Origin of the sequence: Ochrobactrum sp. XJ1, from assembly GCF_024701725.1 — a bacterium.
Lineage (GTDB): Bacteria > Pseudomonadota > Alphaproteobacteria > Rhizobiales > Rhizobiaceae > Brucella > Brucella anthropi.
On sequence record NZ_VDGD01000003.1, the window covers coordinates 224248 to 243286 of the forward strand.

Below are 19039 nucleotides of genomic sequence, written 5' to 3' on the forward strand. Positions count from 1 at the left end.
GAAAAAGGGAGGCTTTCGCCTCCCTTTGCTTTTGTACGCGGATTGAATCAGCTGGACGAGAGTTTCAATCCGATGATGCCGGCGAGGATCAGTGTCACGCTTGCAACGCGGAAGAAGGTTGCAGCTTCGCCGAGAATGAATATGCCCACCAGAAACGCACCCACTGCCCCGATGCCGGTCCAGATCGCATAGGCTGTTCCAAGCGGCAGGCTGCGCATGGCGATGGAAAGCAGAATGAAACTGCCGATCATCGTCACGATGGTGATGGCGCTCGGTGTCAGAAGGGAAAAGCCTTCCGACTTTTTCATGAAATAGGCCCAGATGACCTCAAGAATTCCGGCCATTCCCAGATAAATCCATGCCATTCTAATGCTCCCTCACAAGGGTTCTGAACGGGCCGTCCCGTTCGTTGAAGAAGCGGGAAGGCCGTCCTTCCCGCGAAGTCACTGCGCACGGCGCTCTAATCAGTGTGATGGATGCAGTGCATCATTGAGATACATGCAGGTCAGCATAGTAAATACGTAAGCCTGAATAACTGCCATCAGCAATTCGAGTGCGGTCAGCGCGACGGTCATTGCAAGCGGCAGCACAGCGGTTAGCATGCCGAGCGTTCCGAGACTGCCAAGCCCGATAACAAACCCCGCAAAGACTTTCAGCGTAATGTGCCCTGCAAGCATGACGGCGAACAGACGAACCGAATGACTGACCGGACGCGAGATATAGGACATGATCTCGATCGGCACGATGATCGGCGCCAGCACAGCCGGTACGCCCGCAGGCATGAACAGTCGGAAGAACCTGAACCCGTGTCGAACGAGACCGTAGATCGTGACCGTCAGGAAGACCAGCATCGCAAGCGCGAACGTTACGATGATGTGGCTTGTCACGGTGAAGGCATAGGGGAACATGCCGATCAGATTGGCAAACAGGATGAACAGAAACAACGAGAAGACGAGGGGGAAGAAAGCCATACCTTTTTCCCCGGCGTTCTCGCGCAATGTCTTCGACACGAATTCGTTGAGGATCTCGGCTGAGGACTGCCAGCGCCCTGGCACAACGGTGCTCCTGCGGGACGACAGAAACATGAACGCAGCCGCACCCAGCACCGTCAGCACCATGAAGAGTGCCGAATTGGTGAAAGCAACCGGCTGGCCGCCGATTTCGCCAAGTTCAACGATGGGCTTGATTGCGAATTGTTCGATCGGCCCTGCCATAGGACACCCTCCTATGGGGCCGTCCCCGATGCGAACACTGGCGCGGGTCGTCCCGCGCGGCCCTGTAAATAGTGATTCTTGAACGGAGAGGCAAGAGGGCGTTGTCCATATCGCGCCAACAGAAACTTGATCGCGTATCCCATGGATCAGGGAGCTTTTTCGGGTATCCTGTCGTTCTTATCCATAGATTATGCCGGGAGATCGATTGATGACCATCTCAAGACGTAATTTCATTGTTACAGCATCTGCTGCCGGGGCCGGATTGGCTTTATCGCCTTTGGAGCTCAACAAGGCGGCAGCCGAAACAGGCAGTCCTAAAGTGCTAACCCCTTCACAGGTAGAAAATCCGGGCTTCCATCGCTTTCAGTTTGGTGATTTTGAGATCACCACGCTTTCCGATGGGCGCCGAGCAGGCGAAGCGCCCGAAAAGACATATGCGGTCGATCAGGACCCGAAAGTGGTTGCCGCACTTCTTGAGGAAAATCTTCTGCCCGCCGACCGCTTCGTCAACAGCTTCACGCCAGTGCTCATCAATACAGGCAAGGAGCTTGTTCTGTTTGACACCGGCATGGGAGCAGGTGCTCGCGGAACGGGATTGGGCAAACTGGCCAGTGCTCTTGAAGCTTCGGGCTACAAGACGGACGATGTGTCTCTGGTCGTATTGAGCCATTTCCACCCTGATCATATTGGTGGTCTGATGGAAGACGGCAAGCCAGCCTTCGCCAATGCGCGCTACGCCACCGGACGGAAGGAATTCGACTTCTGGACCGATCCCGCGCGGCTCGACAGCCCCGCCAAGACCGTTGCTGAAATGGTGGCCAAAAACGTCAAGCCTCTCGCGGAGAAGATGACGTTCCTGGGCGATGATAGCGAAGTCATTTCCGGTATTCATTCGGTGGCAGCTTATGGCCACACGCCGGGTCATCTGGCTTTCAGGGTCGAAACGGGCGGCAAGTCGTTGATGTTGGTCTCGGATACGGCCAACCATTTCGTCATTACGTTGCAGCGGCCCGAATGGCACGTATCCTTCGATATCGATAAGGATGCTGCCGTCCAGACCCGCAAGCGCATGTTTGACATGATCGCCACCGACAGGCTTCCTTTCATCGGTTATCATATGCCATTTCCGGCACTGGCCTATCTCAAGCGGGAAGGCGAGGGCTATCGCTACGTTGCGGAAACCTATCAGCTGCGCGAGAAATAGGTCGAGGCGGTTTAGTACTAACGCCCACCGGCAACGTCGATGAATGTTCCGGTTACATAGGTGGGGGCGTCGTTGAGCAGCCAGAAAATGGCTTCCGCGACTTCCTCTGCCTTGCCGGCGCGTCCGACAGGCGTACCGGCGCCCAACCTCGCCGCGCGATCCGGATTGCCGCCACTGGCATGGATGTCGGTATCGATCAGGCCTGGACGCACGGCATTGACGCGAATGCCTTTCGGCGCCAGCTCTTTCGACAGGCCAGTGGTCAGCGTATCAAGTGCGCCTTTCGCTCCGGCATAATCTACATATTCAAACGGCGATCCAAGTCGCGATGCCATCGATGACACGATGACGATGGCACTGTCAGGCTGCAAGCGCCGGGCTGCTTCGCGGGCGCTTAGATAGGTGCCGTAAACATTCACGTCGAACATCATTTTCAGACGATCAGCACTCATATCCGCAAGCGGCATGGTCTGAGCAACGATACCGGCATTCAGGACGACGCCTTTCAGCGGACCAAGATCGGCCTCCGCCTTGTCGAACATGGTGATTACGTCCTGTTCTCTGGATATGTCGCCCCGGATCGCAAGCGCTTTCGCACCAAGCTTCGCTGCTTCGGCCACCGTTTGCTGCGCAGCCTGTTCGTTCCCCGCATAGTTCAGAGCCACAGACCAGCCTTGCGCTGCGCTGCGCAGAACGGTAGCGCGACCAATGCCGCGACTGCCACCAGTGATCAGGGCGTTCTTCATACTCTCCTCCATGCAATCATGGCAGAGCTAATCCGATTTGCACGTTGTGTGCAAAGGAAAGATCGTATGAAAATAAAGGTTTGGGGAAGAAAAATGGTCGGAGCGGCGGGATTCGAACCCACGACCCCTTGACCCCCAGTCAAGTGCGCTACCGGGCTGCGCTACGCTCCGAGCCGAGGAAAGCCGTAGATTATAACGACTTGGCACGCAAGGGATAATTTCTCGAAACTGGCAAATTGCACATAACATTCATGCATGGTTCTGAGCATCAGGATCGCGGTGCGAAAAGGATGATGCATGTGCCTGCGAAAGCCGTGCATGCGCCGACAACATCCCAGCGATCGGGGCGTGCTCCTTCGGCAAACCAGATCCATAAAATCGACGCGATGATATAGATGCCACCATAGGCTGCATAAGCGCGACCGGCCACGTTGCTTTCAATCAGGGTGAGCAGATAGGCGAACAATGCGAGGCACACCATGCCGGGTGCCAGCCAAAGCGGTGACTTGTCGAGCTTTAACCATGCCCAGAAAGCGAAGCATCCGGCAATTTCAAAGAGGGCTGCTGCGGCGTATATCGCGAATTGCAAGTTTCTGCTCTCCTGAGCGTTCTCTGAGTTTGAGCGAAAGCTGATACTTGTATTCCAGCCCTGCGCAACCCCAGATGATCCCGAAGAGCAGATAAAAGTGGCGCCAGTGATCGGTGTCGATGACATTGCCGATCAGGACATGCCCGAGATAGGTTGCGTAAGCGACCAGAAGATAAGGCTGCCAGGGGCGATTGCGAAGTACAAGCTTGAAGCCAATCCCGAGTGTCAGGAATGTCAGCGTCAGAAAGGCGATGAAGCCGATCCAGCCATAGTCGAGGACGGCTTTGAGCCAGACATTGTGTGTATCCTCACCGAACATCGGCCCGAACTCGAGCGGCCCGATGCCAAGCGGATGCTGTGTTGCAAGGATCATTCCAAGCCAGTGCCGCGCAAAGCGCCCAAGCCTTGCACTGTCATAGCTCTGTTCGAGACGCGCGCGCTCACGGAAGAAATCGCCGACGCCGGGGATTTGCAGAATAATCAGGATCGCGAGAGTAATTGTTAAAACTGCAAGCAGACCAATCACTATCAGGCGTAACCGAAAACGATTGCTGTTGCTTTGCAGGAAGAGCACGCCAAACAGAACGGCAAAGGAGAGGGGAACCATCGCCCAGGCCGCGCGCGAGAAGGATACCAGAACGCCGAGCGTCAGCAGGCAGCAGAAAGGCAGATAGACGGCCATATCGCGAAAGCCCCCGCGCATGATGCGGTAAAGCGTCCAGGTCAGTGGCAATATAAGGAAAGGTCCGTAGACATTGGGGTCCTGAAATGCGCCCTGCGCACGTCCGTAGCGCGTGAAGATTTCTGCGCCCGGAAAGAGGCTGAGATAACCGGCAATGCCAAGGACGGCAGAAAGCACGCCGACAAGAAGATAGGCGTTGAAGATGGTCTTCAGACGCCGGTGGTCACCTTCGATGACAGCGGCGAAGAATACCGATGTGAAAGCCAGAAACAGCGAGACGGCGATATAAAGCGGTGCTTTCTTGACGTCAGCCATCTGCATGACCGAAATCATGCCGCCGAAATTGAAGACAGCAAGCAGGGCGAGCAGCACAAGACTTGTGCGGGGCAGCCGCAATCCGAACAATAGTGCCAGCGCAATCAGGCCGACCATATAGAGTTCATAAGGCGCAGGCTCGCTCATCACGAAGCCGAGCAGAAAAACGCCGAAGCCGATTGCGATATTGGCGATGAGGCGGTTGAGTGCGCGCTTGCGCGCCACATCTGCCGGCAGCATCAGGGCTGGACGCGAACTACCGTCAAACCGTTGCGCCACGCTGGTCAATAGGCGTTTTCCGTATTGAGAAGTCGCATCGGTGTCAGGAACAGGATTTTCAGATCGAGCCAGAGCGACCAGTTTTCGATATAGTAAAGGTCGAACTCTGTGCGCATGCGGATCTTGTTCTCATTGTCGATTTCGCCGCGCCAGCCATTGATCTGCGCCCAGCCGGTGACCCCCGGCTTCACGCGGTGACGCGCGAAATAGCCATCGACCACCTCATTATAGAGCACATTGTGCGAATGGGCGGCGACTGCATGCGGGCGCGGGCCGACGAGCGACAGGGAACCGGCGAGAACATTGAAGAACTGCGGCAGCTCATCAATCGAGGCTTTGCGAATGAAGCGTCCGACGCGGGTGACGCGAGGGTCGTTCTTGGTAACAGCCTGCTTGGCGGTGGGGTCGCACATCTCAGTGTACATGGACCGGAACTTCCAGACATTGATAACTTCATTATTGAAGCCATGCCGCTTCTGTTTGAAGATCACAGGGCCCTTGCTGTCCAGCTTGATGGCAATCGCCGTGCCGATCATGATCGGCGACAGAAGAACGATGCCAACAATGCTGAAGGCAACGTCGAAGATGCGCTTGGCAACAGAATCCCAATCGTTGATAGGCTTGTCGAAAATATCCAGCATCGGCACCGCGCCGACATAGGAATAGGAGCGCGGGCGGAAGCGCAGGTGGTTGTTGAGCGCTGACAGCCGGATATCGACCGGGAGAACCCATAGCTTCTTGAGTAGTGCCAGCACGCGGGCTTCGGCGCTGATCGGCAGCGATACGATCAGCATGTCGATGTGGGCGATACGGGCAAATTCGATCAGTTCGTTGATATTGCCGAGCTTGGGATAGCCAGCAACGATGGGTGGTGAGCGCTTGTCATCACGGTCATCGAAGATGCCGCAGATACGGATATCGTTGTCAGGCTGCTGTTCGAGCGAGCGGATAAGCGCTTCTGCATTGGGGCCACCGCCGACGATGACAGCGCGGCGCTCCATTGTGCCATTGCGTGCCCAGCGCTTGATTTTCCAGGCGACGAAGATACGGGCAATTAAAAGCAGGACGCAGGCGCTGAGCGCCCAATAAAGGAACCAGCCGCGCGAGAAATCGGACGAAGCTTTCAGCAGAAAACCGGCAATGGCAAGGGTGCCAAGCACGGCTGCCCAACTAATGAAAAGCCGCCGCAGATAGCGACCGGGACTACGCAATATATTGATCTGGTAACCGTCGTTGATTTCCATCAGCAGGACAAAAAGCGCACCGCCCACAACCATGATAAGGGGATAGTAGAAAACCAGATGTGTGCGGATGCCGACATAAAGCAGAAAGCTCAGAATGCCGGAGCAAAACACAAGCCCGAACTCTACCATGCGCATGACGCCGCTCAGCATCAGCGGCGAAAACGTATCGTGCTGATATTGTTCAGCCATCTGGCGCGCCAGTGGGCTAAGCTTCACCGGGCCTTTCGGCTTGGAATCTTGTCCGGACTCCTGCTTGCTGCTGGCTTCTATGGCTTTGCGGCCAAAAGGAGAAAGCGCATCATTATCTCGCACAACATTGCCCCTGATCGTAAAATGACAGCGTAGTAATTAGACCGAGAATCCTAAGCAGAATATAAATGTCGCGTGACAAGCTTTTGACTTAGGTAAACACTCAATTAAATACTCGGTTGAAAGCTGTTACTGTTAGTAACGGCTAAAATAGCATGATCTCCGTCCGTATTGATACAGCATTGGCTGCAGGAGCCGATACGCGCCAGTTGTCGCAAGCCAAGCCAGTGCAAGGCTTGCCTTGTCTAATTATATTGCCTAGGACGGTGATATGAAACCGTTGGAAGATAAAGCTGCGGGCGGCATTTTGCCGTCAAACTGTTCGGCACATGTTGCCGCCAACAGACCAGCTTTGTTTCCGCTCCTGATCGGCACCAGATCAGACGATGTCATGGGGTTGCTGCGCGCCTGACCGCTCAGCGACCCAAAAAATCCTGATGACAGCAATTCACGCTGCGATCTTTCAAGGTCGCATTAACTGTTTGTTTTAAGGCGCTTTATCTAAACCGTTCTAGTGTTTTGGAGGGCGCTCTAGGGTTGATCATGACTATCTGGGCCGAACTGGCTAGAGCGGGCAATCATGCCGGCGATGAAATTTTGTTGCGAAAACGCGATCACATCTATGAAATTCGCTATAACGGCCTGGAATTGATGTCCAACGTCAATTTCCAGTCCGAAACCGTGCTGGCTGAAAGGTCGCTTCGCTTGCACGGACGGAAAGTGTCACATATGCTTATCGGCGGACTTGGCATGGGCTTCACGCTTCGGGCGGCACTTGATTTGCTCGGCCCCGATACGAGGGTAACAGTTTGCGAGCTCGTCCCCGAGATCGTGGAGTGGAACCGGACCCATATCGGTCATCTGGCCAACCATCCATTGAACGATCCGCGTGTCGATGTTCGGGTCGCCGACGTGATGGATGTTCTTAGCGCAGAGCCTGGTCGATATGATGCCATATTGATGGACACGGATAATGGACCGGATTTTACCGTCCGCGATGCCAATGGCGCAATCTATGAAGATGACGGTCTGAGGCTGGTGAAAAGGGCACTGAAGCCTAATGGCATTGCTGCTTTCTGGTCGGCAACCATATCAGACCCATTCGAAGACAAGCTCGACATGCTACCCTGGGAATGGCAACGCGAGGATATTTCGCTCATCGGCGGGCGTGCCGACGCATTCCACTATGTCTATTTTGCGGCGCGTGGCGGGTTTCGGTCACAGTTCGAGCGGTCGGTATCTGCGTCCGAACCCTTCGCTGCGATGGTGGGCTGAGGGAAGTATCCGTCAGTCTTCCGGGATGGCTCGATCCGGATGCGCCTCGTAATAGATTGTCTCGATCGAGTGCGCCATGGATTGCTGGCTGAAGCGCTCGTGCAGCCGGGTCACATCCGGCATCGCGGCTCGAAACGTTGTGAGATCATCTGCAGCGTCCAGCATCCTGTTCGCAAGTGCCTCCTCCTCGGGCTCCACCAGCGCCGAGGAACGAGGTCCGAACACCTCGGGAATGCCGCCGACATTGCTGGCGATGACAGGCTTTCCGGCGGCGAGCGCTTCCAGCACGATATAGGGAAATGCTTCGGCACGCGATGGAACCACCATTATTCGCCCCAAAGCAAAAGATTCTCGCGCAGCCATTCCGGGCAGAAAGCGAATTTGTCCGGAAATTCCCAGTTCGTCGGTCAGGTTGATGAAATCGGGCTTTTCCGCACCATCTCCCACCATCGTCGCCGTGAAAATGCGCTGGTGCTGGTCGCGCAGGCGCGCAAGGGCACGGATCAGGAGGTCTGGTCCCTTCAGTTCACGCATCGTGCCGACAAAGAGAAAATCGCTGGCATCGGGCGCATCGGCAACCGGGATGAACTCGTCCTCGGCCAGGCCGTTATAAACGACGGCGTGGAGGCCATAGGGCCGCCCTACCTTTTCTTCGTAGATACGCTTTTCGAAGTTGGAAACGAACATCACTGCATCGGTCATGGGAGCCAGCATTCTCTCAACCAGAAAGACAGCGCCGCCGCGGCGCGTCTTCCGGTCGAAATGCAGACTACCGCCATGCGGTGAATAGATACGGGCTACGCGAGACCTAAAAACCCGTAAGACTGAGCCGAACAAACGTGCATAGACGCCACCTTTGGCGCCATGTCCGTGCAATATGTCCGGCTGCAATTTCTTGATGATGCGATATGCTTTGTACGCTGCCGCTGCGTCGCCCAGTCCGACATGGCGCTGCATAGCAATGCGATGAAGGCCGAGCGTGAGCTTTGGCCGTAATTCTTCCAGAAGCGCGTCTTCGCGCGGGCCGCCTGTCGTGGCATCGCAGACGATGCCGACTGCGTGGCCTTTTTCCGCCTGCAGGCCCACGAGATCGCGAACATGACGGAAGAGCCCGCCGGTCGGTTCGCGGAAACAGTGGATGATACGCAGTGGGGAGGCATTGGTGTCATCAGCCATCAATCGCCATCAAAACAGACGTTCGCGCACATAGATCGTGTCGCCCGGCAGGATTGGATCGGAAATCAGCACGCGACCAGTCAGAACCTTGCCGTTGAACTGGCGCGTGATGTCGACATTCTCCTGATTGGCGCGTGGGCTGAAACCACCAGCAGCGGCGATTGCCTTTTGCGCGGTCATGCCCGGAACATAGGAATACTGGCCAGCGGCGCCGACTTCACCCATCACAAATATCGGGCGATAGCGGTCGATTTCCGCGCTGACGTCGGGGTCGCGCAGATAACCGCCACGCAACTTCGATGCGATGATGCCTTCGAGCTGCTTGGACGTCTTGCCGCGTGCCGGAATGCTGCCGACGAGCGGGAAGGCGATATAGCCAGCCTGATCGACGCTATAGGTATTTGTGAGGCTCGGCTGCTCGAACACCGTAATACGTATGCGATCACCAGCATCCAGCATGTAAGGCTGGTTCAGCGCCTCGTGGAACGCAGGCGGGGCAGGGCGATAGCTGGAGCAGGCGGAAAGCGTCATGGCGGCAAGGCCGAGCGCCACGAGCAGAGCGTGGCCTTTGCGCTTGTTATGAATTGTCTTCGCCGTCATCTTCCGCCTCGGTTCTTCCGAAAAGCAATATTTCTTACGAACGCAATCGACGCGGTACTGACAGCGCGATTACGAATATCGGTTGCAAGCGTTATCGATTGATTAGGGTTAATGGCTGGTAAAGAAGACGGGGTTCGGCGCAAAAACTTTGTAGCTCGCCAACTGTTGGGAACTTATCCTGCTTAACCCTCTGGTTACCTTGTTCCTTTACCTTCCGGCCAGATTCGGGGGTGCATTACCCCACGCGGGCGAGAGCGATTACGCGCGCAAGCGCACTCGCGAAGTCCATGGAGAATGGGGAATGGCAGAAGTCGATCCGTTATCAAGGGACGCAGATATTGATATCGGCGCGCTGTTCTCCAGCTTGCTCCGTCACTGGCTGTTCATTGTCGTTGGTGCGCTTCTCATGGCGGCAGCAGCGTGGGCCATCTGCCTTCTTCTGACGCCGGACTATCGCGCTGAAGCGCGCATCATGATAGAGGCCCGCGAATCCGTCTATACCCGTCCCAATGGCGAAACAGCAGCTGAGCGGCCTGTCTTCGACGCCGAAGGCGTGAAGAGCCAGGTCGAGGTATTCTCCTCCGGCGATCTTCTCAAGAAAGTTTCCGACGAACTCAAGCTGACCAGCAACGAAGCCTTCACGACGACGGAAGTGAAGCCGTGGACCCGCGTTCTCATCATGCTCGGCATGCGGACCGATCCCGCACGGCTGACCCCGGAAGAGCGCGTTCTACAGAAGCTTCGCAAGAACATGCAGGTTTTTGCTGTGACCGCCTCGCGCGTCGTCGTGGTGCAATATAATTCGGCAAGTCCTGAGACGGCGAAGACCATCGCCAATGCGCTTGCCAATCAATACATCCTGTTTCAGCAGGCCGCGAAGCTGGAGTCGAATGACGATGCCACCGGCTGGCTCGCACCCGAAATTGACGACCTGCGCAACCGCGTCCGCGATGCGGAAAAGAAGGTTGCGGATTATCGTGCTTCGCGCGGGCTTTTGACCGGGCAGAGCAACAGTACGATTGCGACACAACAGCTCTCGGAAGTCTCGACCGAACTGACACGGGTCCGCACCAGCCGCGCTTCCGCAGAAGCAAAGGCGGAAAGCATTCGTAAATCGCTGGCCTCCGGTGCTCCCATCGATACGCTGCCGGATGTAATTGCTTCCGGTATGATGCAGCGCCTTGCGGAAAGACGCATTCAGCTCAACGCCCAGATCGCCGACCTTTCGACGACACTTCTGGAGGGGCATCCCCGCATCAAGGCACTACGCTCGCAGCTTGCCGATCTCGACCAGCAGATCAGGATTGAAGGCCGCAAGCTCGTTGCGAGTCTTGATAATGAAGTCTCAACGGCAAAGCTGCGCGAAGAAGAACTCAATCGTGAACTCAACCGCGTGAAGGCACAGGCGGCGCAAGCGGGCGATCAGGAAGTTGAGTTGCGCGCATTGGAGCGCGAGGCGACGGCACAGCGCCAGCTTCTCGAAACCTATCTGACGCGCTATCGCGAAGCTGCGTCGCGTACCGACCGCAATTATGTGCCGGTTGATGCTCGGGTTTTCTCTTCCGCCGAAGCACCCGCAGTTCCCTATTATCCAATGATATTGCCGATTGTCGGTTCAACCTTTGCGGCTGGCCTGCTTTTGCTGTCGATTTTCGTTCTCTTGCGTGAATTGTTCAGCGGACGTGCGTTCATGACGACGGATGGTCAAAGGGTTGCAGCGGTCGAGGAAATCGAAATGCCGGTTATTGCTGCTGCCGCTGAAGCGGCTGCCGTGCCGCCGTCGAGATTCGAACGGCCTGATAGCGTTTCCGAGGAAACAATTCTGGCGCGACGCCGTTCATGGACTATGCCGTTTGCGGCGAAGCCGCCGGTTTCCGAAACGAGGAAATCCGTGGAGGAGTTTCCCATGATAAAGCAAGGTGAGACCAAGCAACGCGAGATGAGACCACGCAATCCCAATGGTGTGGAGGCTGTTGCCGATCTGCTGTCCGGCGGAAAGCTGAAACGTATCGTGGTCGTGTCTCCAGAAGGCGATAAAGCATCAGCGGGAGCGGTGCGTCTGCTGCGTGAATTTGCCGACCGTGGCAAACGTGCAATTCTCGTGGATATGACCGCGCAAGGGACTGTTGGGCTTGCCATGCTGGACGGTACTCATCTGCCGGGCATTACCGATCTTCTGTCCGGCGAGCGCCGCTTCAATGAGGTCATCCACAGTGACCGGTTCTCGCAGGCTCATGTCGTTCCGCTGGGCGAGGCCGATCCTGAAACCGCCATGCGTTCTGCTGATCGCCTGCCGCTCATTCTGGATGCGCTGGAAACGGTCTATGATTTCGTTGTGGTGGAATGCGGTCCGTCATCTTCGGAGCAGATTCGACGCATTGCCGATGGACCTGCGTCCGTCGTGATGAGTATCGTCGATCCGGATGACAAGGGCGTTGCGCTGGCTGCTCTCGATCTCGATCAGGGTGGTTATGAAGACGTCGTCATTCTGATGGACGAAACCGTCTGATTGCCAAATACGATTCTTGAACAGCGTCTTAGACCTTGTTTCTGAATCAGATTGCTAAGCACCTCTACCTTCTTGCGAACCTGCTGCGCAGTGTCTTGGCAAGGCCCCAAAGACGCGGATTGCGCTTGAGACTTCCGGCAATGGCATTGCGGACTGATTGCAGCGCCGTGAAAAGCTTTCCTTTGGCGGAAAGCGGTACCAGCGTGTCATAGATCGTGAGCTCGATGTCGCACCATTCGCGCTTGTACGGCTCATCACCGATACCGAAACTGTAGATCGAACGGCCTTCGTCGCAACTGCGGCTGATATCCTCGAAGAAGAGAAATTCACCCGGACTGGCGGAAGTCAGTTCGTCTTCTGCGATCGCGGCGAACTCGACGGTAGGGCCTGCATCGCCAAACAGCTTTCCGATGATCGAACGCAGGGTTCCGCCAACTTCAAGAAAGCGCAGCTCATGCAGATTCCGCCCCTTCGCCAATCCTTCGCCGAAGAAAGCTTTGAAGAAATTGCGCACATTCTCATCGGCGAAAGGATCACGGATTCCCATCTTCCGGAAGCGCTGGGCCTTCATCGCAAAATAAAGATCGAGAACCGTGTTTGCTTCCGCTTGGTTCTGAGGCTCAGCAATTCTCCAGCCACCGCTTTCTTCGTAGCGACGACTGTGCTGGCGATGCTTTTTCAGCTTTCGCTTGCGATTGGCGCGATCAAGCACGGCATCGAAGCCACCACCAAGCGAGGCGGCGAGAACCGGATTTGGGTTGGGCGCTTTTCTAAGAGTGAGCAGCGGGTTGGTCACGCCTTGCAGTTCCGATAGCTGGCGTGTCAGTGACAGTGCGTCGATGTCGGGCCGTGCTTTGCGGATTTTCTCGATCAGTTGCCGGACCATCTCGGGTCCGAGGAGGCCGTCATATTCCTTTCGCAGCCACGGGAAATTGCAATTGGCGTGGCTCCCGCCGGGATAGCGCGCAATTTTCGCGCCGCTCTGGCTTACGACTTCCAGCGGCACGAGCAGGATTGGACCATCGCCGTCAAAGAGCCCGATGACGAAACTGTCGGCATTGACGATTGCGCGCCAACTATCGATCCATGCGAACGATTGTGGCGCACCGTGAATAGCCGCGGGATCGCTCCAGAGCCGGCTAATATCGCTGAAATCTGTAAGAATGTATGCTGCAACTTCACCCGCCATCGTCTGCAGCATCCTCAAATGGGATTAATGTTGCTTCTTGCGTGGCGGTTGCGCCATCCACCAGATGATGCCCATGGCTGGCAGAACCCAGAGAATGCCGGTCACGAAGAAATAAAGGAGGTGCACCCATGCGCTCGATTCAGCGAGATGCGCCACGGCGATAATGGTCGCGAACACCGCATAGATGATGACCAGTGAAACCAGCAAAAAAGTACCGATCAGTTTCTTCAGCCGAACGGGCATGGCGCAGTTCTCCTTTTCCCGGCACATCACTAGCGCGTGAGAAGGGGTAGCGAAAGGGCAAAAACGCGGCGGCATGTCGCGTGGTGGCAACTTGTAACGGGTTCGCCTATGCGGCATGTATCCTTCGGCTCAATATTGAAGGGTGAATGGCATGACGGCAGCAACGGCGCAGCGTGTAGGGCAGGGTTCCAGGTCATCGAAAGAGGACCACGACCGTCGCCTTGTGCGTTATTGGCTTTATGCGGTGTTCGTCGTGCTGATTGCCATCGTGATGGTCGGCGGGGCTACCCGCATGACGGGATCAGGTCTGTCGATCACCGAATGGAAGCCCATTCATGGTGTCATTCCGCCGCTTAACCACGCCGAATGGCTGGAGGAGTTCGACAAGTACCGCCAGATTCCGCAATACCAGCAGATCAACAAGGGCATGTCCCTTGAAGCTTTTCAGTCGATCTTCTGGTGGGAGTGGGCGCACCGTATGCTGGCGCGCTTTGTCGGCTTTCTGGTTGCTGTTCCGCTGGCTTTCTTCTGGGTGACAGGGCGTCTCAAGGGCGGCCTCAAATACCGCATGCTGGGCCTGCTTGCACTCGGCGGCCTGCAAGGCGCTATCGGCTGGTGGATGGTCGCTTCCGGTCTCAGTGAGCTGACAAGTGTTAGCCAGTATCGTCTGGCGATCCATCTGACGACAGCCTGTATCATCATCACAGCGGTGTTCTATATTGCGCGCGGGCTTGTCACCTACAGTGAGCGACCGGCAGAAAGGTCGATCCAGCGCTTTGCCGGATGGATCGTGTTTGCCGTACTAGTGCAGATTTATCTGGGTGGTCTGGTGGCCGGGCTTCATGCCGGCCTGACCTATAATACCTGGCCGCTGATGGATGGCGCCGTCATCCCGTCCGACCTGTTCATCCAGTCGCCATGGTGGCGCAACCTGTTCGAAAACCCGAAGACGGTGCAGTTCGTGCACCGCATGTTCGCCTACACGGTTCTGGTTCTGACGGTCCTGCATTCCTTGCAGGTTTGGAAGCAGGCCCCGGGTACGACCCATGCGCGCCGCACTATCGTTCTCGTCGCACTGGTTCTCATGCAGGCTGTCATCGGCATTGCCACGCTTCTGATGAGCGTTCCACTGCATCTGGGCCTGACGCACCAGTTCTTTGCGCTGATCGTGCTGGCTTTCGCGGTTGCGCACTGGCGTGCAACCAAAGGTGCCTATGAAGGATAAACCGTCTGGCGCAGGTGCCTGAGCGCGGAAGCGATCTTCAGTTCCCGCGCTTCGTCTGCGTCATTGCCGTCTTCGCGGTGCCACGCGGCTGAGAGACAGCCATAGGCGAAGGCATAATCCAGAATGTAGGCGGGTTCGCGCCCGATGATCGGCGCGAAATGCTCTGCCATGTGCCGGGCGCGCTCAAGGTCGAGGCAGAGATCATCCCGGTCGAGCGGATTGTAGAATATATTTGCTGCATCGAAGGCGGCATCGCCGACAAGTCCGTGCGGGTCGATGGCGAGCCAGCCGCGTGGTCCCCTGATGATGTTCTCATGGTGAATATCGCCATGTAGCGGAATGGCCTCGTGCGGCGTTGCCAGCAGGTGTTTCGCGACCGCCGTGCCTTCCGCATAGATCGGACTTTCATTCGTCACGGCGAAGAGACCAGAAAAATGCCTGTCCAAGGGTTGTAAGTCAGCCGGTATCGGAGCAGGAGAGGGCGTATGCAGCGCGTTCAGAACCTCGCCGAATATCAGCAGACATTCGGCATCCTTGCCGCGTTTCAGGTGCTCATCAAGGTGATAGTCGCCCGCATGTTCGAGCAACATCGATGTACCATTGAGGTCGTATAATCGCGCCGCACCATGGCCGTTCTGCCAGTCGAGATAATGCGCGCCGCGCAGCTCTTCCATTCCGGCCGGTTTCAACTGCTTGATGACAAAAACCTCGCCTGGATGATCAGTGCGTTCGACCTTCCAGACGAGGCTTGAATGCGTATCCGCCAGAGGCTCGAATGAGCCGATACTCCATTCGATAGGAAATACCGGCTTCTTCATCATCAGACTTTGCCGAGCATGAGATTCATGTTCTGAACGGCTGCGCCCGATGCGCCCTTGCCGAGATTGTCGAGCAGCGCCACCAGATTGACCTCTCCATCGCCTTCAGTGCCGAAGACGAAAAGCTTCATACCGTCCTTGCCGGCAAGCTCTTCCGCATCGACACGCGCCAGACTGGTGCTTTCTTCAAGTGGCACGACTTCGACGATGTCCTGACCGGCATAATGCTCTGTCAGTGCGGCATGAACCTTTGCAAGCGACGGCGTTCCCTCTAGTCCGGTCAGGAACAGAGGGACCTGCACGATCATGCCCTGCGGGAAGCGTCCGACGCTGGGGCTGAAGATCGGGCGGCGATCCAGACGGCCATGCAATTGCAGTTCCGGCACGTGCTTGTGCTTGAGCGGCAGGCCGTAGAGGAAATTGTTTGCAGCAAGATGCTCCGGATGGTTCTTGTCTTCCATCTGCGCGATCATCTGTTTGCCGCCGCCCGTATAGCCCGAAACGGCGTTGACGCTGACGGTATAGTCGGCAGGCAGCAGGCCCGCATCGCGCAGCGGGCGGACAAGCGCGATTGCACCCGTCGGATAGCAACCCGGATTGGCGACCAGGCGGGCGCCGGCGATACGTTCACGCTGGCCCTTGGCCAGTTCGGCGAAACCATAGGCCCAGTCCGGGTGCACGCGATGAGCAGTCGAAGTATCAATGATGCGGGTCGAATTGTGGCCTTCGAGCAGGGAAACCGCTTCCTTGGAAGCATCGTCCGGCAGGCACAGGATCGCAATATCGGCTGCGCGCAGATAGTCGGCGCGCAAGTCCTTGTTGCGCCGCTCGGCTTCCGGAATGGAGATCACTTCAAGATCGTCGCGTTCGGCCAGACGGGTGCGGATCTGCAAGCCAGTGGTGCCGTGTTCGCCATCGATGAAGATTTTCGGTTTCATGCATTTTGCCTTTGAATTCAGAAAGTTACGACAATATTCGGAATCAGTTTTCGAGCTGCTTGAATCAATTTATGAACAAGCGGCTCATCGTCGTTCTTTCTTCTCAGCCAGAAGGCCCAGATAATACATTGCGATCGTCGCTCCCGCGATTGCTGTTATATCGGCATGGTCATAGGCCGGTGCAACCTCGACCACATCTGCGCCCACAAAGTCAAGAGCCGTCAGCTTGCGCAGGACAGACAGCATTTTTGCAGACGACGGTCCGCCTGCGACCGGTGTACCGGTTCCTGGTGCGAAGGCCGGATCAAGGCAGTCGATGTCGAAGGTCAGATATGTCTTCCTGCCATCGGTGCGTTTCAGGATTTCATCGGCAATCGCTGCGGCCGGCATGTCCTCGACCTCATGGCCATAAATGATCTTGATGCCGCAATCTTCTGGCGCGTGCGTGCGGATACCGATCTGGATCGAGTGAGCGGGATCGATAATGCCATCGCGCACCGCGCGGGCCACGAAAGAGCCGTGATCGATGCGCTTGCCATCGTCGAACCACGTATCCTGATGCGCGTCGAATTGAACGAGTGCCAGCGGACCATATTTCGCGGCATGGGCCTTGAGCAGCGGCCATGTGATGAAATGATCGCCGCCAAGCGTTAGCAGAAACGCATCCGATTTCAGGATTTTTGTCGCTTCGCGTTCAATAGTGGCAGGGGTCTTGGTGTGATTGCCATAGTCGAGCAGGCAGTCGCCGTAGTCGATGACGGAGAGATTCTCGAAAAGGTCGCGCTCGAACGGGTATTGCGGATCATTGTCGAAGATCGCCGACGCCCGCCGGATCGCCTGCGGACCGAAACGTGCGCCGGGCCTATTGGATACGGCTGCATCGAACGGAATACCCCAGACAACGGCGTCTGCGCCCTTCAGCGACTTCGTGTACATACGCCGCATGAACGACAATACACCGGCGTGGGTCGGGTCCGTTGCTGCGCTTGTCAGGCTGCGGGCAGTAATCGCGTGGTCGATAGTCTTTGAAGGCATGGCTGTTACCTGGATAAGGTTAGATTTCTATAGCGGTTTCATTCGCTTTTGGCATCAAATCCATAAGCACGCTCTACGCGACCGATACGCACGCGATAGGTTTCATACCACTTCTGGCGCCCGAGCTTCTGCGCCACCAGATGGTCCACTTCGCGCTTCCATGCATGGATGCTGGCTTCGTCTGCCCAAAAAGAATTGGTGATGCCGAAGCCTTCCGCGTCACGCGCGCTTTCAATGCCGAGATAGCCCGGCTGCTTCGCTGCAAGTTCTCCCATCTGAACCGCCATCTCGCCATAGCCATCATCCTCGCCGATGATACGCTGCGAAGCGAAGGTGACGATCAGATAAGGAGGCTCCGGTGTGACCGCAAAGCGGCTTGGTGCTGCAGACGAGGACATGGGCTTATCCGTTCGTGAAAGTGGTCGGAGAGGTTTCAGCTTTTTTATACTCATGACGACTATCGAACCGGCTTGCAACTGTGATGAAGCTGCACTGCCGCCCACAATGTTGAGGGCACATATCGGCGATTGAGGCGCGGGAATTCATCGGCGCTAATAGCCCTCTTTCAAAGAGGGACATTATGCGAAGAACTTTACTTACTATTTCGGTCATTGTTGCTTGTTCTGCTTCTCTTGCGGATTGTGCAACGGATCAGCGTACGGCCAGATTTCAGCTGGAGCAGCAGAATGTAAGCGCAATCAACTGGATGCAGCAGTCAGGCGAGTATGATGCGCTGGCCTATCAGACGTTCAACGGTGCGCGTCAGGCTTTCGATGCAGCAAAACCGACAAAGGGAAGGCGGAAGGCTGTGATCGTCGATCTCGATGAGACCATGATCGATAATACCGCCTATGCCGGATGGCGAGTCAAACAAAGCGTGCCCTACACGGAGAAGACATGGGCGCGCTGGATGGCTGCCGAACAGGCAGGTCCAATTGCAGGTGCCGTGGAGTTTGCCAGACATGTCAACGCGAATGGCGGCACGATGTTCTATGTCACGAACCGCGATGCGAAGTCATTTGAGCCAACGGCAGCAAACATAAGAAAACTGGGGTTCCCCGGCGTATCTGCGAAAACACTTTTGTTGAATGGCGGTCAGTCCAACAAGCAGAGCCGTTTCGATGCCGTCAAAGCAGATGGCTTTGATGTTGTCGTTTACGTCGGTGACAATCTCAACGACTTTGGAGCTGCGACCTATCACAAGAACAATCAGCAGCGACGCACATTCGTAGAAGCCAATCGCGAAGCCTTCGGGACGAAGTTCTTCATGCTACCCAATCCGAGCTATGGCGACTGGGTTTCCGGGCTGGCACCCGATTATTACAAACAATCGCCTGAAAAACAGCTTGAGATCAACCGCAAGTCCATCCGCAGTTGGGGCGGCTGAAATCCGGCATTGAATGAAACAAAAAAGCGGACCCGAAGGTCCGCTTTTCCGTAAGCTCTGAA

20 protein-coding genes and 1 tRNA gene are annotated in these 19039 nt (G+C 56.2%); 6 read left to right on the forward strand and 15 right to left on the reverse strand.

What is annotated here, in order from left to right; all coding sequences use genetic code 11:
* Positions 1-47: 47 nt before the first annotated feature.
* The gene (sugE, locus tag FG152_RS06580) at positions 48-365 is read right to left on the reverse strand and encodes a quaternary ammonium compound efflux SMR transporter SugE (protein ID WP_279721896.1); all 318 of its coding nucleotides are present in this window, start codon (positions 363-365) and stop codon (positions 48-50) included.
* A 99-nt stretch (positions 366-464) separates the two neighbouring features.
* Positions 465-1214: a F0F1 ATP synthase subunit A gene (locus FG152_RS06585; RefSeq protein ID WP_498985541.1), complete on the reverse strand. Its 750-nt coding sequence runs from the start codon at positions 1212-1214 to the stop codon at positions 465-467.
* A 208-nt stretch (positions 1215-1422) separates the two neighbouring features.
* Here FG152_RS06585 and FG152_RS06590 point away from each other — a divergent pair, with 208 nt between their 5' ends.
* Positions 1423-2418: an MBL fold metallo-hydrolase gene (locus FG152_RS06590; RefSeq protein ID WP_498985543.1), complete on the forward strand. Its 996-nt coding sequence runs from the start codon at positions 1423-1425 to the stop codon at positions 2416-2418.
* Between the two features lie 17 nt (positions 2419-2435).
* Here FG152_RS06590 and FG152_RS06595 read toward each other — a convergent pair whose 3' ends face one another.
* The 5 genes from FG152_RS06595 to FG152_RS06615 form a co-directional block, all read right to left on the reverse strand.
* On the reverse strand, positions 2436-3164 hold the full coding sequence (locus FG152_RS06595; protein WP_213507259.1) for an SDR family oxidoreductase: 729 nt from the start codon (positions 3162-3164) through the stop codon (positions 2436-2438).
* Positions 3165-3258: 94 nt separating this feature from the next.
* Positions 3259-3335 (reverse strand) — tRNA-Pro (locus tag FG152_RS06600).
* A 97-nt stretch (positions 3336-3432) separates the two neighbouring features.
* Positions 3433-3753, reverse strand: a complete 321-nt coding sequence (locus FG152_RS06605; RefSeq protein ID WP_006466505.1) for a YnfA family protein — start codon at positions 3751-3753, stop codon at positions 3433-3435.
* A complete protein-coding gene (locus tag FG152_RS06610) occupies positions 3716-5038 on the reverse strand; it encodes an O-antigen ligase family protein (protein ID WP_498985546.1) in 1323 nt (440 codons plus the stop codon). The genes FG152_RS06605 and FG152_RS06610 overlap by 38 nt, the downstream gene beginning before the upstream one ends.
* Complete coding sequence (locus FG152_RS06615) at positions 5035-6585, reverse strand: undecaprenyl-phosphate glucose phosphotransferase (protein WP_029925111.1); 1551 nt, start codon at positions 6583-6585, stop codon at positions 5035-5037. The genes FG152_RS06610 and FG152_RS06615 overlap by 4 nt, the downstream gene beginning before the upstream one ends.
* A gap of 268 nt (positions 6586-6853) precedes the next feature.
* Here FG152_RS06615 and FG152_RS06620 point away from each other — a divergent pair, with 268 nt between their 5' ends.
* Both FG152_RS06620 and FG152_RS06625 read left to right on the forward strand, forming a co-directional pair.
* Positions 6854-6994, forward strand: coding sequence for a hypothetical protein (locus FG152_RS06620; RefSeq protein ID WP_155243290.1), 141 nt, complete (start codon positions 6854-6856; stop codon positions 6992-6994).
* A gap of 131 nt (positions 6995-7125) precedes the next feature.
* A complete protein-coding gene (locus FG152_RS06625) occupies positions 7126-7857 on the forward strand; it encodes a spermidine synthase (protein ID WP_279721900.1) in 732 nt (243 codons plus the stop codon).
* A gap of 12 nt (positions 7858-7869) precedes the next feature.
* Here the strand turns inward: FG152_RS06625 and FG152_RS06630 are convergent, their stop codons facing one another.
* Positions 7870-9033: a glycosyltransferase family 4 protein gene (locus tag FG152_RS06630; protein ID WP_213507253.1), complete on the reverse strand. Its 1164-nt coding sequence runs from the start codon at positions 9031-9033 to the stop codon at positions 7870-7872.
* Between the two features lie 9 nt (positions 9034-9042).
* Entirely contained in the window at positions 9043-9633 is a 591-nt protein-coding gene (locus FG152_RS06635) for a polysaccharide biosynthesis/export family protein (RefSeq protein ID WP_010661112.1), read from the reverse strand.
* 301 nt (positions 9634-9934) lie between these two features.
* On the opposite strand from FG152_RS06635, the gene FG152_RS06640 reads away from it, so the two are divergent.
* On the forward strand, positions 9935-12142 hold the full coding sequence (locus FG152_RS06640; RefSeq protein WP_498985550.1) for a GumC family protein: 2208 nt from the start codon (positions 9935-9937) through the stop codon (positions 12140-12142).
* A 64-nt stretch (positions 12143-12206) separates the two neighbouring features.
* Here the strand turns inward: FG152_RS06640 and FG152_RS06645 are convergent, their stop codons facing one another.
* Together FG152_RS06645 and FG152_RS06650 are read right to left on the reverse strand one after the other, a co-directional pair.
* A complete protein-coding gene (locus FG152_RS06645) occupies positions 12207-13331 on the reverse strand; it encodes a GNAT family N-acetyltransferase (protein WP_498985551.1) in 1125 nt (374 codons plus the stop codon).
* 24 nt (positions 13332-13355) lie between these two features.
* The gene (locus FG152_RS06650) at positions 13356-13574 is read right to left on the reverse strand and encodes a DUF2842 domain-containing protein (RefSeq protein WP_010661115.1); all 219 of its coding nucleotides are present in this window, start codon (positions 13572-13574) and stop codon (positions 13356-13358) included.
* A 151-nt stretch (positions 13575-13725) separates the two neighbouring features.
* Here FG152_RS06650 and FG152_RS06655 point away from each other — a divergent pair, with 151 nt between their 5' ends.
* Complete coding sequence (locus tag FG152_RS06655; protein WP_279721904.1) at positions 13726-14799, forward strand: COX15/CtaA family protein; 1074 nt, start codon at positions 13726-13728, stop codon at positions 14797-14799.
* On the opposite strand, the gene FG152_RS06660 is transcribed toward FG152_RS06655, so the two are convergent.
* The 4 genes from FG152_RS06660 to FG152_RS06675 all read right to left on the reverse strand — a co-directional run bounded on the left by FG152_RS06660 (position 14787) and on the right by FG152_RS06675 (position 17988).
* Positions 14787-15620, reverse strand: coding sequence for an aminoglycoside phosphotransferase family protein (locus tag FG152_RS06660; protein ID WP_498985553.1), 834 nt, complete (start codon positions 15618-15620; stop codon positions 14787-14789). The two genes, FG152_RS06655 and FG152_RS06660, sit on opposite strands and share 13 nt — an antisense overlap.
* Positions 15620-16555 (reverse strand): N-acetyl-gamma-glutamyl-phosphate reductase, encoded by a 936-nt coding sequence (gene argC, locus FG152_RS06665; protein WP_036588466.1) that lies wholly within the window; start codon positions 16553-16555, stop codon positions 15620-15622. Before argC ends, FG152_RS06660 begins: the two co-directional genes overlap by 1 nt.
* Before the next feature lie 84 nt (positions 16556-16639).
* Positions 16640-17590, reverse strand: coding sequence for an agmatinase (gene speB, locus FG152_RS06670; protein WP_029925090.1), 951 nt, complete (start codon positions 17588-17590; stop codon positions 16640-16642).
* A gap of 38 nt (positions 17591-17628) precedes the next feature.
* Positions 17629-17988, reverse strand: coding sequence for an antibiotic biosynthesis monooxygenase family protein (locus FG152_RS06675; protein ID WP_029925081.1), 360 nt, complete (start codon positions 17986-17988; stop codon positions 17629-17631).
* 182 nt (positions 17989-18170) lie between these two features.
* Between FG152_RS06675 and FG152_RS06680 the strand changes: the two genes are divergently transcribed.
* Entirely contained in the window at positions 18171-18977 is an 807-nt protein-coding gene (locus tag FG152_RS06680) for a 5'-nucleotidase, lipoprotein e(P4) family (protein WP_279721906.1), read from the forward strand.
* The last annotated feature ends 62 nt before the right edge of the window (positions 18978-19039 follow it).

Bases quoted from the DNA above. Each gene is read 5' to 3' on its own strand.
- FG152_RS06645 (WP_498985551.1), bottom strand. From the start codon at position 13,331: ATGGCGGGTGAAGTTGCAGCATACATTCTTACAGATTTCAGCGATATT.
- FG152_RS06595 (WP_213507259.1), bottom strand. From the start codon at position 3,164: ATGAAGAACGCCCTGATCACTGGTGGCAGTCGCGGCATTGGTCGCGCT.
- argC (WP_036588466.1), bottom strand. From the start codon at position 16,555: ATGAAACCGAAAATCTTCATCGATGGCGAACACGGCACCACTGGCTTG.
- speB (WP_029925090.1), bottom strand. From the start codon at position 17,590: ATGCCTTCAAAGACTATCGACCACGCGATTACTGCCCGCAGCCTGACA.
- FG152_RS06635 (WP_010661112.1), bottom strand. From the start codon at position 9,633: ATGACGGCGAAGACAATTCATAACAAGCGCAAAGGCCACGCTCTGCTC.
- FG152_RS06660 (WP_498985553.1), bottom strand. From the start codon at position 15,620: ATGATGAAGAAGCCGGTATTTCCTATCGAATGGAGTATCGGCTCATTC.
- FG152_RS06585 (WP_498985541.1), bottom strand. From the start codon at position 1,214: ATGGCAGGGCCGATCGAACAATTCGCAATCAAGCCCATCGTTGAACTT.
- FG152_RS06630 (WP_213507253.1), bottom strand. From the start codon at position 9,033: ATGGCTGATGACACCAATGCCTCCCCACTGCGTATCATCCACTGTTTC.
- sugE (WP_279721896.1), bottom strand. From the start codon at position 365: ATGGCATGGATTTATCTGGGAATGGCCGGAATTCTTGAGGTCATCTGG.
- FG152_RS06680 (WP_279721906.1), top strand. From the start codon at position 18,171: ATGCGAAGAACTTTACTTACTATTTCGGTCATTGTTGCTTGTTCTGCT.
- FG152_RS06650 (WP_010661115.1), bottom strand. From the start codon at position 13,574: ATGCCCGTTCGGCTGAAGAAACTGATCGGTACTTTTTTGCTGGTTTCA.
- FG152_RS06640 (WP_498985550.1), top strand. From the start codon at position 9,935: ATGGCAGAAGTCGATCCGTTATCAAGGGACGCAGATATTGATATCGGC.
- FG152_RS06590 (WP_498985543.1), top strand. From the start codon at position 1,423: ATGACCATCTCAAGACGTAATTTCATTGTTACAGCATCTGCTGCCGGG.
- FG152_RS06625 (WP_279721900.1), top strand. From the start codon at position 7,126: ATGACTATCTGGGCCGAACTGGCTAGAGCGGGCAATCATGCCGGCGAT.
- FG152_RS06675 (WP_029925081.1), bottom strand. From the start codon at position 17,988: ATGTCCTCGTCTGCAGCACCAAGCCGCTTTGCGGTCACACCGGAGCCT.
- FG152_RS06655 (WP_279721904.1), top strand. From the start codon at position 13,726: ATGACGGCAGCAACGGCGCAGCGTGTAGGGCAGGGTTCCAGGTCATCG.
- FG152_RS06620 (WP_155243290.1), top strand. From the start codon at position 6,854: ATGAAACCGTTGGAAGATAAAGCTGCGGGCGGCATTTTGCCGTCAAAC.